The 14420-nt window shown below is 50.0% G+C and carries 13 protein-coding genes; 11 read left to right on the forward strand and 2 right to left on the reverse strand.

Features of this window, described 5'->3' with window-relative positions:
* The first annotated feature begins 56 nt into the window (after window positions 1–56).
* From AC0YOB_RS35480 to AC0YOB_RS35495, 4 genes are all read left to right on the forward strand, one after another.
* Window positions 57–821 (forward strand): sugar phosphate isomerase/epimerase family protein, encoded by a 765-nt coding sequence (locus AC0YOB_RS35480; RefSeq protein WP_475790514.1) that lies wholly within the window; start codon window positions 57–59, stop codon window positions 819–821.
* 18 nt (window positions 822–839) lie between these two features.
* Window positions 840–1928, forward strand: coding sequence for a Gfo/Idh/MocA family protein (locus tag AC0YOB_RS35485; RefSeq protein WP_475796791.1), 1089 nt, complete (start codon window positions 840–842; stop codon window positions 1926–1928).
* Between the two features lie 66 nt (window positions 1929–1994).
* The gene (locus AC0YOB_RS35490) at window positions 1995–2867 is read left to right on the forward strand and encodes an AraC family transcriptional regulator (RefSeq protein WP_475796792.1); all 873 of its coding nucleotides are present in this window, start codon (window positions 1995–1997) and stop codon (window positions 2865–2867) included.
* A 157-nt stretch (window positions 2868–3024) separates the two neighbouring features.
* Complete coding sequence (locus AC0YOB_RS35495) at window positions 3025–3405, forward strand: ATPase (protein WP_210046123.1); 381 nt, start codon at window positions 3025–3027, stop codon at window positions 3403–3405.
* Window positions 3406–3506: 101 nt separating this feature from the next.
* Here the strand turns inward: AC0YOB_RS35495 and AC0YOB_RS35500 are convergent, their stop codons facing one another.
* Window positions 3507–4346: a hypothetical protein gene (locus AC0YOB_RS35500; protein WP_475796793.1), complete on the reverse strand. Its 840-nt coding sequence runs from the start codon at window positions 4344–4346 to the stop codon at window positions 3507–3509.
* Window positions 4347–4615: 269 nt separating this feature from the next.
* Here AC0YOB_RS35500 and gatC point away from each other — a divergent pair, with 269 nt between their 5' ends.
* The 6 genes from gatC (at window position 4616) to AC0YOB_RS35530 (ending at window position 12546) form a co-directional block, all read left to right on the forward strand.
* Window positions 4616–4903 (forward strand): Asp-tRNA(Asn)/Glu-tRNA(Gln) amidotransferase subunit GatC, encoded by a 288-nt coding sequence (gene gatC / locus AC0YOB_RS35505; RefSeq protein WP_475796794.1) that lies wholly within the window; start codon window positions 4616–4618, stop codon window positions 4901–4903.
* A gap of 67 nt (window positions 4904–4970) precedes the next feature.
* On the forward strand, window positions 4971–6428 hold the full coding sequence (gene gatA, locus AC0YOB_RS35510; RefSeq protein ID WP_475796795.1) for an Asp-tRNA(Asn)/Glu-tRNA(Gln) amidotransferase subunit GatA: 1458 nt from the start codon (window positions 4971–4973) through the stop codon (window positions 6426–6428).
* Between the two features lie 35 nt (window positions 6429–6463).
* The gene (gene gatB / locus AC0YOB_RS35515; RefSeq protein ID WP_475796796.1) at window positions 6464–7906 is read left to right on the forward strand and encodes an Asp-tRNA(Asn)/Glu-tRNA(Gln) amidotransferase subunit GatB; all 1443 of its coding nucleotides are present in this window, start codon (window positions 6464–6466) and stop codon (window positions 7904–7906) included.
* 247 nt (window positions 7907–8153) lie between these two features.
* On the forward strand, window positions 8154–10157 hold the full coding sequence (locus AC0YOB_RS35520) for a DUF4097 family beta strand repeat-containing protein (RefSeq protein ID WP_475796797.1): 2004 nt from the start codon (window positions 8154–8156) through the stop codon (window positions 10155–10157).
* Between the two features lie 78 nt (window positions 10158–10235).
* A complete protein-coding gene (locus AC0YOB_RS35525; protein ID WP_210046129.1) occupies window positions 10236–10667 on the forward strand; it encodes a Fur family transcriptional regulator in 432 nt (143 codons plus the stop codon).
* Window positions 10668–10818: 151 nt separating this feature from the next.
* Window positions 10819–12546, forward strand: a complete 1728-nt coding sequence (locus AC0YOB_RS35530) for a glycosyl hydrolase family 18 protein (protein WP_475796798.1) — start codon at window positions 10819–10821, stop codon at window positions 12544–12546.
* An 81-nt stretch (window positions 12547–12627) separates the two neighbouring features.
* Here AC0YOB_RS35530 and AC0YOB_RS35535 read toward each other — a convergent pair whose 3' ends face one another.
* Complete coding sequence (locus AC0YOB_RS35535) at window positions 12628–12999, reverse strand: YgzB family protein (RefSeq protein WP_475771093.1); 372 nt, start codon at window positions 12997–12999, stop codon at window positions 12628–12630.
* 137 nt (window positions 13000–13136) lie between these two features.
* Here AC0YOB_RS35535 and AC0YOB_RS35540 point away from each other — a divergent pair, with 137 nt between their 5' ends.
* The gene (locus AC0YOB_RS35540; RefSeq protein ID WP_475796799.1) at window positions 13137–14018 is read left to right on the forward strand and encodes a nucleotidyltransferase-like protein; all 882 of its coding nucleotides are present in this window, start codon (window positions 13137–13139) and stop codon (window positions 14016–14018) included.
* Window positions 14019–14420: the final 402 nt, after the last annotated feature.

Genomic DNA, 14420 nt, shown 5'->3' on the forward strand with positions numbered 1-14420 from the left:
TCTCGCTTTACGTTCCATCCCATTGGACAAATTCAAGCTGAGGAGTGTTTGCCATTATGAAAAAAAGCCAAATAGCCGCTCAATTATATACACTGCGTGATTTTGCAAAAACCGCCGAGGATCTGGATGCATCGCTCAAAAAGGTCAAGGAGATCGGGTATCAGGCCGTGCAGGTATCCGGTATTGGCCCCATTGATCCGGAAGCTGTCCGGGAAATGTGCCAGCGTTATGGTTTGACGATTTGTGCGACTCATGTTTCCTATGATCGTCTGCTCAATGATATCGACGCCGTTATTAAAGAGCATCAGGCCTGGAACTGCCGTTATGTCGGACTTGGATCAATGCCTTCCGAGTTCAGAACCGGCCTGGCAGGCTATCAGGATATGGCCCGCACTCTGTCCGGTATCGGCGCGAAGCTGTCCGAGGCGGGTCTTGAGCTGATTTATCATAATCATAAATTTGAGTTTGAGAAATTTGAGGGCAAGCCCGGTCTTGGCTGGCTGCTGGATTCAACAGACGCTGCGCATGTCGGCTTTGAACTGGACACGTACTGGGTTCAAGCAGGAGGCGCCGACCCGGTGAAATGGGTCCGCAAGGTTGAGGGACGGATGAAGGTCGTTCATTTGAAGGATATGGCGATCGTGAATGACAAGCAGGTGTTTGCTGAGATTGGTGAGGGCAATATGGATTGGCCGGCTGTTATTGAGGCTTGCAGAGAGACCGGCGTAGAGTGGTATGTGGTGGAACAGGATACATGTCCGGGGGATCCTTTTGAAAGCCTGGCGATCAGTTATCGAGCCCTCAGCAATTGGGCCAACTAAGAAGGGGAGTGAGCAGCCATGTCTTCCGCTAATCGCCAAGACGGAATGAATTATGCCCCGGTATCGGCTGTGAAGCCGAAGCCGGTTTGCCAGGCGGGGGAGTTTGTGTTTGCCGCCATGGCACTGGATCACGGACATATCTACGGTCAAACGAACGGTCTGCTCGAAGCCGGCGGGACACTGAAATGGGTCTATGATGCCGATCCTGCCAAGGTGGAGCAGTTTATCAAAACCTACCCGCAGGCACAGGCCGCTTCTTCTCCGGAGGTTATTTTGGAAGATCCGGAAGTAAGACTTGTCGCAGCTGCTGCAATCCCGTCTGAGCGCGCTGCGCTCGGCATGAGGGTGATGGATCACGGCAAGGACTATTTTACGGACAAGACACCTTTCACCAGCCTGGAGCAAATTGCTGCAGCAAGGGATAAGGTGGCCTCAACGGGCCGCAAATATATGGTTTATTACAGTGAACGGCTGCATGTCGAAAGTGCAGTCTATGCAGGCAAGCTGATTCAGGAAGGGGCTATCGGCCGCGTGCTGCAGGTAATTGGAACCGGACCGCATAGGCTGAACAAGGCGTCCCGGCCGGACTGGTTTTTCCGCAAGCAGCAGTATGGCGGCATTCTGTGCGATATCGGAAGCCATCAGATCGAGCAGTTTTTGTTTTTTGCCGGCTGCAAGGATGCCAAGGTGGTCCACAGCAAGGTAGCCAACTATAATAATCCGGATGTTCCGGAGCTTGAGGATTTTGGCGATGCCACATTGATTGGCGATAACGGGGCAACCAATTATTTTCGTGTAGACTGGTTCACGCCGGATGGTCTTGGGACATGGGGAGATGGAAGAACGATTATCCTCGGTACAAACGGCTTTATCGAGCTTCGCAAATATATCGATATCGCACGTGACAAGCAGGGGGATCATGTTTATCTGGTCAATGGAGAAGGGGAACGCCATTATGCGGTTTCGGGACAGGTTGGTTTTCCATTCTTCGGCGAGCTTATTCTTGACTGCCTGAACCGGACAGAGAATGCCATGACGCAGGAGCATGCGTTCAAGGCTGCCGAGCTTTGCGTTGCTGCTCAAAATATGGCTGTGCGCATAGAGTAGCGGTTCGTGATACACTCTTCATATAAGATGCTGCAACAGGTCTTATATGAAGGGGGTTTTTTTGTGTTGGCACTCTCATCAACGCCTTGGCTGCTGCCGATTGATTTTGGCTATCGGGTGGATAACCCTATACCGGATGTGCAGTTTCATTCTCATAGTTATTTTGAAATTTACTATTTTCTGGAGGGGGATTGCAATTACCTGATCGGTGATAAAATCATGAGGCTGCAGCCTGGTGATCTTATTCTGCTGCATGGGATGACGCTGCATCGCCCTAACCCTGCTCCCGATAAGCCTTATATCCGTACCATTATCCATTTTGATCCCGCTTACGTGCATAAATTGCTGCAGCCTGAGCTTGCGTCCCTGCTGCTGAAGCCCTTTGAAGAGCTGGGGAATATTCGAATTTCACTCTCAGCGCAGGAACAGAAGGAGATGGAGCGCTTGTATGCGGATATGTATGCCTTGTATGAAATCAAGGGCCATCAACGATCCATTACAGCGTATGACCGGTTTGTCATGCGGTTCCTGGAGCTGCTGCATATGATTCGCGGCTGGTGCAGTCAGCCGGTGAAGGATTATGAGCATCGGTCATACAAGGAGCATCACGTTCAGGGCGTTATCTCCTATTTGGAGAGCTGCTACATGAATGTTGATTTGACACTTGACGATATTGCCGGCGCCCTGCATTTAACCAAGCCCTACCTGTCCAACTTGTTCAAGGAAGTCACAGGGACAACCGTGTTTAAATACTTATATAACAGGCGGATTAATCAGGCTAAAATTCTCTTCCGGCTGGAGCCCGGGCATTCGGTATCCGAGGTATGCCATTCGGTCGGGTTTACTCATTTGGCGCATTTCAGCCGGTTATTCAAGGCCGCTGTCGGCAGCAGCCCGGAGTCATACCGCAAAGAAATCGCCATGAGCGTGCGGGCTTGAAGGCTTTTTTGAAAGTTCAATAAAGTTTAAAACCTGGCCCATCCTTTTTATGAATATCCTTAATGTTCCCATGGGTGCAGTCTCTATTGGACTTCTCTTCTTTTTTTTAGTAGGATAGATATTAAATTGAAGGTTACTAGAGACTGAGGTGGAGCAGATGCATAAGCTTGGGATTAGAATTGTAATCGTATCGGACTCATTTGAACAGAGCCTCCCAGTCGGGGAGTATGGATATATAATTGCCTATGACCGGAATGCGGATAATGCGTTTGACTATATTATTCGTGTGCCCAAGGCCAATCGTAACTTTTTTGTTCCTGCTGCCGACATCGAGCTGGAAGAAGTGCTTTACCAGCAGGAGGCTGAGCGTGTCGAACGCGAGGCGCTGATTGATTTCGCACTGGCAACCCATAACGAAAGCCTGTTCCGGCGGTTGATGAATGGCGAAGAGGCCGAAGCAGAGGAAGAGACCACTGCAAATGAAGTGCAAAGCCGTGATGATTTTATCCGCCAGGTTAATTTGAAAGCTTGGATATAAGCACGAAGAGAGCCTCCGGCTGAAGGAGGCTCTTTTTGCTGTTTTTCGGGGGTTTTTTGAACAAAAGCAAACACTGCATGTCTGAACCAATTCAATTCATCTTAACCGGCTGCTGCACTGTCTGTTGCGGTCTCGCTTGTTTTGGCGTTATCGTGTTTAGCCTTTTCGGTTTTGGCCTTGTCGGATCCATGACCATCCGGCCGCGGGCCTTTGTCGCCTCTGCCAAAGCCTTTGCCGTTTACAATATCTTCGGCTCTTGCCGCTGCGTTCGCAATCATTTTATCGGCCTGCTCCTGGGTGATTTTGCCGTCTGTCAGCTCTTTGTTGATTTTCTCAACGAACGCGGCTTTTTGCGCATCGATCAAGGTCTGCACATCCACGCTTTTTTCTGCCGCCAGATCAGTGATCGATTTTCCCCCTTTTAGCGAGGTCATCAGCTCGTCATTGGTCAGGCCCAGCGCTGTCGCGATAGGGCTAAGATCCCGCTCTTGGCCGAACTTGCTTCCAGGATGGACTCCGCTTCCGGGTTGGTCCTTCAGTTTGCCGTCAATGACCTTGTCCAGGTTTTCAGTGAACTTCTGCTTTTGTTCTTCCTGCTTCTTCGTAAAAGCGTCCGTGAGCGCTGCTTTTAGCGCGTCCCGCGTTACACCTTGCTCCTCGGCAATCTCATTAAGCGTTTTGCCTTCCTTAATTTTCGTTTGCAGCGCCGTTTTATCGAGCTTCAGCAGATCAAGCACGGATTGGTCAAGCATTCCGCCCATCCCGCCTTTGAATTCCGGCCTTGGACCTTTCCCGAAATCACCGTCGGCCGGTCTTGTTTGTGCTGCAGTATCTGTGCCTGTTGATGAGGCTCCTGTGTTAGTTGTGGCAGCATAAGCGCTGAGCGGTATCATAACCGCCAGGGCAGCCGTAATTCCGACTGCTTTCATGACTTTCTTCATTTTGCTTCCTCCTTACAGTTTTTGGTTTATGCCCAGCCAAGTCAGTAATCGGCTGCAGACTTCATTATGTACATCTAACCTTAATTGGAAATGAAATCAATGTAAAAACAACCTTAACGCAATATGAAGCTTTCTTCATATTGGGTATCCTGGCAAGGCAATTGCGGCGAAGGTGTCAAGCATCAGCGAATCCATTGAGTTTGGGCTGTGTCATACGCTATAATAGAAAGAATGTGAGCAATAGGACCATAAAAGGAGGGGCGCGCCCCATGAGCATTACGCTGAAAGACGTTGAGCATGTCGCCAATTTGGCCAGGCTGGAGCTGTCTGCGCAGGAGAAGGAGCAGTTCACCGGACAAATGAACGCGATTTTGAAATACGCGGAAAAGCTGAATGAGCTCAATACCGACCATGTTGAACCGACCAGCCATGTGCTTCCTGTCATTAATGTAATGAGGGAAGATGTAGTGAAGCCATCCGTTAGCGTAGAGACCGCATTGAAAAACGCGCCGGACGATGAAGATGGACAATTTAAAGTGCCGGCGGTACTCGAATAAAATGACCAGGGCGCCGCATGTGCGTACGGCAAGAAAATGCGGCCAATGATGAGGGGAGGAACGACTGTTGGCACTTTTTGATCAACGCCTACAGGAAATACATAATCAACTAACCGGAAAAGAGCTGTCTGTCCGCGAGCTGGTGGATGCGTCCTACCAGAGGATCGCACAGACGGATGCTTCCATACAGGCATTCCTGACCCTTAATGAGGAAGAAGCGCGCAGGTCTGCTGATGAGCTGGACAAGCAGCTGCAGGACGGCGGAGAACGCGGACTCCTGTTCGGGCTGCCGGCAGGAATTAAAGATAATATCGTAACCGAAGGATTGCTCACGACGTGCGCCAGTCAGTTTCTGAGCAATTATGATCCCATTTACGATGCGACGGCTGTGAAGAAGCTTAAAGCTGCGCAAACCGTTACGATCGGCAAGCTGAATATGGATGAATTCGCCATGGGAGGCTCGAATGAAAATTCCAGCTTCTATCCGACGAGAAATCCATGGAATACGGACCATGTTCCCGGAGGATCCAGCGGCGGCTCTGCAGCTTCGGTTGCCTCGGGACAGGTATACTTCTCGCTGGGCTCCGATACAGGCGGATCAATCCGTCAGCCAGCTGCCTATTGCGGGATTGTCGGTCTTAAGCCGACTTATGGACTGGTTTCGCGTTTCGGGCTTGTTGCCTTTGCTTCGTCATTGGATCAAATCGGTCCGCTGACGAAGAACGTCGAGGATTCGGCGTATGTCCTGCAGGCTATCGCAGGCTACGATCCGTCTGACTCCACCTCGGCCAAAGTGGACATACCGGATTACATAGGACAGTTGAGCGGAGACGTAAAGGGGCTGCGCATCGGTGTTCCCAAGGAATATTTGGGAGCAGGCATTGATCCGAAGGTGAAGGAAGCCGTTCTGGCGGCCCTCAAGCAGTTCGAAAGCCTTGGCGCAACGTGGGAGGAAGTTTCCCTTCCGCATACGGAATATGCCGTGGCAACCTACTATCTGCTGGCTTCATCGGAGGCTTCATCCAACCTGGCACGCTTTGACGGGGTTCGCTATGGGGTGCGGACCGATAATCCGGACAATCTGGTGGATTTGTACCGCAAGTCGCGCAGCCAAGGCTTCGGGCCTGAAGTAAAGCGCCGCATTATGCTTGGAACCTATGCGCTCAGCTCCGGCTATTATGACGCCTATTATTTGAAGGCGCAGAAGGTGCGCACGCTGATCAAGCAGGATTTTGACAAGGTGTTTGAGAGCTATGATCTCATTATCGGACCTACAGCTCCTACGCCTGCATTCCGCATCGGCGAGCAGGTTGGCGATCCGCTAACGATGTATTTGAACGATATATGTACGATACCGGTCAGCTTGGCCGGCATTCCGGCTATCAGCGTGCCTTGCGGCTTCGCAGACGGGCTGCCGATCGGGCTGCAAATCATAGGCAAAGCGTTCGATGAGAGCACGGTGCTCCGCGCCGCGCATGCCTACGAGCAGCATACGGATCATCACAAACAGCGTCCGCCGCTATAAAGCAGCGTAGTATAGGAAGCAGGAGGGGCTTAGGAATGTACGAACCAAACAAATATGAAACAGTAGTTGGGCTGGAGGTGCACGTCGAGCTGCACACGAAGACGAAAATCTTCTGCGGCTGCTCCACATCATTCGGCGCCCCGCCGAATACCCATACCTGTCCGGTCTGTCTCGGACATCCCGGTGTGCTGCCGGTGCTCAACCGCCAGGCACTGGAATATGCGATGAAAGCAGCGATGGCGCTCAACTGCCGGATTGCCGACATAAGCAAATTCGACCGCAAGAACTATTTCTACCCGGATTCGCCAAAAGCATATCAAATCTCCCAGTTTGACCAGCCGGTCGGCGAACATGGATGGATTGATATTGAAGTGAATGGCAAGACCAAGCGCATCGGCATTACCCGTCTTCATTTGGAAGAGGATGCCGGCAAGCTGACTCACGTCGATGGCGGCTTTGCCTCTTTGGTAGACTTCAACCGCGTCGGTACGCCGCTTGTAGAGATCGTGTCCGAGCCGGATATCCGCACGCCTGAGGAAGCGAAAGCTTATTTGGAGAAGCTGAAGGCCATTATGCTCTACTGCGATGTATCCGACGTGAAGATGGAGGAAGGCTCGCTGCGCTGCGATGCCAACATCAGCATCCGTCCTTACGACCAGAAGGAATTCGGCACGAGGGCGGAGCTGAAGAACATGAACTCGTTCCGCGGCGTTCAGCGCGGGCTGGAATATGAACAGATGCGCCAGGCCGATGTGCTGGACAGCGGCGGCAAAGTCGTCCAGGAGACACGGCGCTGGGACGAAGCCCAGGGGAAAACCTTCACCATGCGGAGCAAAGAAGAAGCGCATGATTACCGGTATTTCCCGGATCCTGACCTGGTCCAAATGCACATCGATGAAGAGTGGAAAGAGCGCGTCCGCGCTTCGATTCCGGAGCTTCCGGATGCCCGCAAGGCACGGTACACAGCGGAGTACGGACTGCCGTCCTACGATGCCGAGGTGATTACCTCCTCCAAGAAGGTTGCCGATTTCTTTGAGGAAAGCCTGGTTTATACCAAGGATGCCAAAGCGGTCGCAAACTGGATTATGGGGGATCTGCTTGGGTACCTGAATGCCAATGGGCTGGAGCTGGATGGGGTGAAAATCACAGGCCAGGGGCTTGGCGAGATGATCGGGCTAATGGAAAAGGGTACGATCAGCAGCAAAATCGCCAAAACCGTCTTCAAAGCGATGCTGGAGAGCGGGAAACGCCCGCAGCAGATCGTTGAGGAGCAGGGACTCGTCCAAATCAGCGACGAAGGCGCGATTGCCGAAGTGGTTAACCGGATCGTTGAAGCGAATCCGCAATCTGTCGAGGATTTCAAGGCAGGCAAGGATAAAGCAATCGGCTTCCTTGTTGGTCAAGTCATGAAAGAAACCAAAGGTAAAGCGAACCCGGCGCTTGTCAACAAGCTGCTGCAGGAGCGGTTAAATCAATAGAATGTTAAGGCAGGGCCGAACGGGGTCCTGCTTTTTTATTTAAGATTTTGAAATAAATGCGCTGCGATAGCCCTCTGTTTGAATTCAAATTGCCGGGAGGGATGGCAGTTGTTGCTTCGTGACTGGGCAATTGTTTCAAATCTCACCAAATAGAATATGTTACAATATAGGTTATTATAAGAAAAGCAGGAAAGTATGAGCGGCTCTAAAGGAAAGCCATGAGCCAAGGACGGGAGGCGGTGCCAAGATGCTGCAAACAGATAATAAAAACCCTTATCGAAAACTGGCGCCGTTGTTCGCGTTTCTCATCCCGGGAGCGGGACATTTGGCACTTGGCCTGCATCTGAGAGGGTTGCTGCTGCTGACAGGCACGTTGACAGACATTGTAGCCATGATTCGATTCGCGGATGACAGTGGAGGCAAATTTGCGCTGCTGCTTGTGTATCTGGGCATGGCGCTTCCTTTATTTTGGTTTTTCAGCGTATTTGACACCCTTCAGCAATCGGTCAAGCTGCGTAACGCGGTTGAGGGGCAGCTTCAGGAGCCGCAGAGTTCAGGGGCTTTAGCCTGGTTTCAGGGCGTTGCGATCATTGCAGTGGGCATGCTTTTGCTGGGGCTGGTACGTGCTCCTTCGATGCTGATTCCATGGGTTGATGCGGTTGGGACCTTTGCGCCGGGTATTGGTCTTATTGTGCTTGCGGCCGTGCTGGCGCTCAGGAAACGGCAAGAGATGTTTAAAATGGGCCGGATTACCGCAGCGATTGTTATTATTGTCGTAGGCGGCATGCTCTTATCCGATCAATTCCGCGGAAGAAACAATATTGAGCTGCTTGGACAATGGTGGCCGGCCGTTTTTATTTTATTGGGGATCGAAGTCGTGATTTTCAGCCTGGTTCCCCGGACAGGTGGCAGGCGTCTGTCCTTTGACATTGGCGGTACCTTTCTGGCCTTGATCATTGCGGTCACAGCCTATGGCATCACGCATTATTCCGCCATGCCGTTCAGCTGGCTGGATAATTTCAAGGTCAATATATCAGGGATGAACGGTTACGGCGAAGAAAAAGGCTTCAAGTATGAGAAGGAAATACTTGCCGTTCCCATAACCGAGGAAACCTCGTCCATCTCCATTAATAATCACAACGGGAAGGTTTTGCTTAAAAAAGGAAAGGTTAGTGAATTAACCATTGAGACTGTGGTTTGGGTTGATATGGAGGATAAGCAGCAAGCCGATCAAGTGGCGGAGAATTCCAATGTGGAGATAAGCGGTGACACCAAGCTGAAAATTGACGCAAAAGGTCAGGCATTCGGAGATAATGGAGCACTTGCGCCAAGAATGAATCTTACCATAACGATTCCGGAGGATTCTCATATTGGTCAACTGCCGATACAAACCGTAGAACCGCCTTCTGACGAAAATTCTGAAACTTCAGCGCTTGATGACTCGTCTATAATAGAGAGCAATGAGCAGCAATCATTGACTAACATTATAGGAGATATCCCTCCTTTTTCTGAAATGGACGGCACCCAGAGTAATGCAACACTCCTGCCGGAAAGTTCGATATTGGAAAATCAGAAATCTGCTGATCCGCCGAATGATGAGCAGAACGATAACGGAGCAGATTCTGACACCAAGGCGGTTCAAACCGAGACCAGCATTCAAGTCGATAATGGTTCGGTTGATGTTACCGGGCTGGTTCTTCCGGGCGGACTGGTCGTCAAGCTGACGATTGGTGAAATCGTGATTTCAGATGTAACGGGTCCAATCAATGCCGAGACGAGGAATGGCGGCATAAATGTAACGGACAGCTATGGGCTCCTTCAGCTCCAAACCTACAATGGCGCTGTCAAAGCAGAGCGGATTCATGGAGATGTGCAGAGCTCCACCCTCAGCGGCAATATCGATCTTGATCATATTACAGGCTATATCGATGCCGGAACCAAAAATGGAGGAATCACCATTAATGAAGCCGAAGCCGCGGTCAAAGCCGATACGCTTAATGGCGATATCCTGATCCACAGTTCGACCGTTGGTGGAAACTGGAATATTGACAGTTCCATTGGCATTATTAATATTTTTATCCCGGCTGATGGCGATTATTCGGTGAACGGCTCGGTCACCTTCGGGAATGTTTCCACAGATCTGCCGCTGGATGCCAAGGAAAAAACAATAACCGGCGACATCGGCGATGCGACCTATCGGATTAATATTGATGCAAACAGCAGCATAGAAATAAACCACTATGCCCCTTAATTTGATCCCCTGTTCATTGACAAAATGAAAAGCAAGCACGTACAATGGTTCTAACGAAGCAGAAAGGACGTGAAGGGCATGGGCACGACCGTTGAGCAAGCACTGGAACAGCTGAAAAGTACCGGCGTACGTATGACCCCCCAGCGTCATGCGATCTTGAGTTTTCTAATGGCTTCCATTACACATCCGACAGCTGATGAGATTTACAAATCACTCTCACCCGCTTATCCGAGTATGAGCGTAGCGACGATATACAACAATTTGCGTTTGTTTGTTGATGCCGGGCTCGTGCGGGAGCTGACCTACGGCGACGACTCAAGTCGGTTTGACGCTGATTTATCCGAACATTATCATGCCATTTGCCGCTCCTGCGGAAAAATTGTTGATTTTGATTACCCGCCATTGACCGAAGTAGAGGAAGCAGCCTCCAGGGAAACGGGTTTTCGGGTTGAGGGGCATCGTATGGAAATTTACGGACAATGCGCCGATTGCTGCAAGCCTGCGAATTAGCGCATTTTATTTGGAAATAAAGTCTTCATCATAACATGCGGCTTTTCAGCCGATTATTTATTGTGTCATAACGTGCAGGGGTAGAGACAACTCGCCTTACTGCACGTTTTTATTTGATTTTTATAAATACCGGCAGGAGGGAATCATAGACGTGGAAACCGTTAGGATCCGCACTCGAAGGCGGCGTGAAGGCGGCTCGCTGAGATGGCTTGTACTCATTAGCGGAATATTGGCAGCAGGGATTGGCATGTGGTTCGGATGGCAGCGTTTTGTGCCGAACAGCGAGGAAATCAAGTCGGATTACGGTTCACCTAATCCGATTATATATAAGGGGCAGGTCATGGGGGCAGGTGCTGTTGTCGATGGAGATGCCGTCAAATTGCCATTGCCCTTCATTCAAGAGAATCTGGCGCTCAAGGAAGCTGTATATTACGAAGAGAAAACCGGTTCCATTGTGCTTACCAATACGGATAAGGTATTGCGCCTCAAGACAAATGTGTTGACGGCAACCATCAACAGCAAGCCTTACGATTTAAGAGTAGCAGCGGAACTGAAAGATAAGCTGGTTTATATTCCAATAACTCCATTAGAAGAGCTTTACGGCATTAAAGTGGAATATAACAAAGATACCGGTGTCGTCACTGTTTTGCGTGCCGGTGATGCCGTTCAACGGGCAGTCGCCGAAAAGGGTACGGAGATTCGTAATGAGCGCACGATTCGCGCTCCCATAGTGCAGCATCTTCCGGTACAAGGTGATGTCCGCTTGTGGGATGAGGAGAAGGGCTGGTACCGGGCTCAAAGCGAAAATGGAATTGTCGGATACGTAGCCAAGAAGGATGTTTCGCTCACAGAAGTGGAGAAAACAGAACAGGTAAAAGCCGAGGAGCCCTTTGTTGCGTGGAAGGTCGTCGGCAGTAAAGTTAATCTGACCTGGGAAGCGGTCTATCAGAAAACGCCCAATCCTGCCAATATTCCGGACATGCCTGGCGTTAATGTCGTCAGCCCATCGTGGTTTGAATTATTGAATGGAGATGGGCAAATTCAAAGCAAGGCTGATCCCGTATATGTGGACTGGGCCCATAAGAAAGGGATGCAGGTATGGGCCTTATTCAGCAACGGATTTGAAGCGGAGCGGACAACCAAAGCGCTTTCGAGCGCGGATACTCGCTTCAAAATGATTCAGCAGCTGCTCGCCTACGTCCAAATGTACAAGCTGCAGGGCATCAATCTGGACTTCGAGAGTGTGGCGACAGTCGATAAAGCCAATCTCGTTCAATTTGTCCGGGAACTGACCCCCTTGCTTCACGAGGAGGGAGTTGTGGTTTCGATCGATGTGACGCCTAAATCCAATAGTGAGCTGTGGTCGCTATTTCTCGATCGTGCTGCTCTGGGCAAAGTCGTTGACTATATGATGGTTATGGCTTATGACGAACATTGGGCTTCAAGTCCAACATCGGGATCAGTCGCTTCCCTTCCTTGGGTGGAGCAATCGCTTACCCGTATTCTGGAAGAGGATAAGGTTCCGCCAGGCAAGATCGTTCTGGGAATGCCGCTCTACGCGCGTGTCTGGTCAGAAACCAAAGACAAGAGCGGAGCTGTCAAAGTAAGCTCCAAGGCGCTTGGAATGGAAGCTGTACAAAAAATCATTGCCGAGCGCAAGCTGAAGCCAGTGCTGGATGGCAAGGCGGGACAGCATTATGTGGAATATACGGAAGATGGCGCATTGAAGCGGATCTGGATCGAAGATGCGTTATCGGTACAGGCCCGTGTCGCACTGGCGAAGAAATATAATCTGGCTGGTGTAGCGACTTGGCAAAGAGCCTTTCAGTCAGATGATATATGGCAAGTGATTCATCAATCCTTAACAAAACTGCCTTAATTCCTTAATAAAATACCATGCATCTAATAAAAACACGCCCCGATCACGGCTGCTGCCGTGATCGGGGCGTGTTTTTGCGAGTTAAGGTTGAGGCTGCTCAGGAGCTTCTTCAAATTCGCTTGGCATATGCGTGGCTTTATCCGGATCAAGAGTAATCATCGTTTTGCAAAACATGCAGCGATCGGTTTTACCGAGCATCTTGGTCTGTCTTCCGCATTCCGGGCAAGTCAGAATGACAGCGCTTGTCGACAGCATGCCGGCCCAGAAGTAAATGCCGACGCTGACGAGCATCGCGATCATGCCGATAACCATAAAAACCCCTGCAAATATTTTGCCGGCTTGTCCCCAAAATACAATACCGGCCGTCCCCAGAATCATAAGACCCATCCCGATTAAGGTTAGTAATAGTCCCCAAAGCCTAAACTCATTAATTTTACTGGATTTTGCAAACATATTTCAGATCCTTTCTCGCACTTTTAGCACGATTTCTCACGAACAGGCAGGAAACCGGACAGGTATTGTCGAACATAATTAAACGTGCGAAATCATTATAGCTCAAATAGAGGTTTGAAGCTATACGGGGGATAGACGTGGAGCGTATAAAAGAACATTTCAAAACCTGGTTCGAGCAGGATAAGCGCTTACTCAGCTTGCTTGCCATCGACAATCCGTTTCCGTATAACCCGCTTATTGACGGCCTTGATCTGCTGCTGCTTGCCGTCCTGACAGAGACATCGCCATCCGGGGAAACGTCTCATGTCAGCTATGAAGGGGAACGTGTACAAATTCGCGCAGTCAGCCCTGCTGTTCTGGAGCAATGGCTCTCAGGCGGAGAGAACCGCAGTATCATACAATGGCTCGTTCGGGGGGATATCCTGTTGGATCGAGACAACTATTTGCTGCAAATCAGGGAAACCATATTGGATTTTCCAGCTTCGCTGCGGGAGAGGAAGCAGCTGGTCGAATTTTCTGGCTTCATTCGCACCTATCTTCAGGCAAAGCAGGATCTGAAAGACAATAATATGCTTGACGCATACGGTCATATCTTATCAGCGCTTTACCATTGGGCACATATTGCACTAATAGAAGCGGGGATTCATCCCGAGCTTACCGTATGGAGGCAGATGCGTCGGTTTAACCCCGGAATTTATAAGCTTTATGAAGAATTGACCATCAGTCCGGAGACATTGGAGCAGCGTGTGAAGCTGGTTCTGCTGGCTTGCGAATTCTCTGTTATGAACAAAATGAAATCATGCTGTGAGCTGTTGTTCACCATTCTGATGAGCCGTGAGGAACCATGGAGTGTCATGGATCTTCAGCTTCATCCACTGCTCACTGATTTGCATATCGATTTATCGCTGCTGCTTCAAAAGCTGGTCAAACGCGGATATATCCGCGAAGTCGCAGTTTTACCGCCGTCCGGCGATATTGATGCATTGGAGCTACGCTACCGTTGCGAAGCGGCCAAGTAGAAGTTCCCCATCAACACTAAATGAATGAAGAACGCCCATTATGAGAGGACGTTCTTTTTTATTCTGTCATTCGCGTGGAACGGCACTTCAAAGTGGCCTTATCAAGGAGAATAGTTGCCATGAGAAATCTATTGACTTGTTAAAGCCATCTATGATAGATTATTTATTACCGCCTCCGGAACAACCTTTTTGGTTGGATGGAGCAATAAAAATTAAAATAAAAAAAGCACTTGCAATGAGCTAGGCAGATGTGATATATTAATCAAGTCGCCGCTGAAGCGAACGACGAGAGAACGACGAGAGCTTACGAAGCAGGAAAGCCTTGCGGCGCCTGCAAGAAGAAGCATTTGTTCTTTGAAAACTGAACAATGAGCGACCTGTCAAACAGGTTTTAAAGAATGA

It is taken from the genome of Paenibacillus sp. JT31N17, assembly GCF_056269255.1.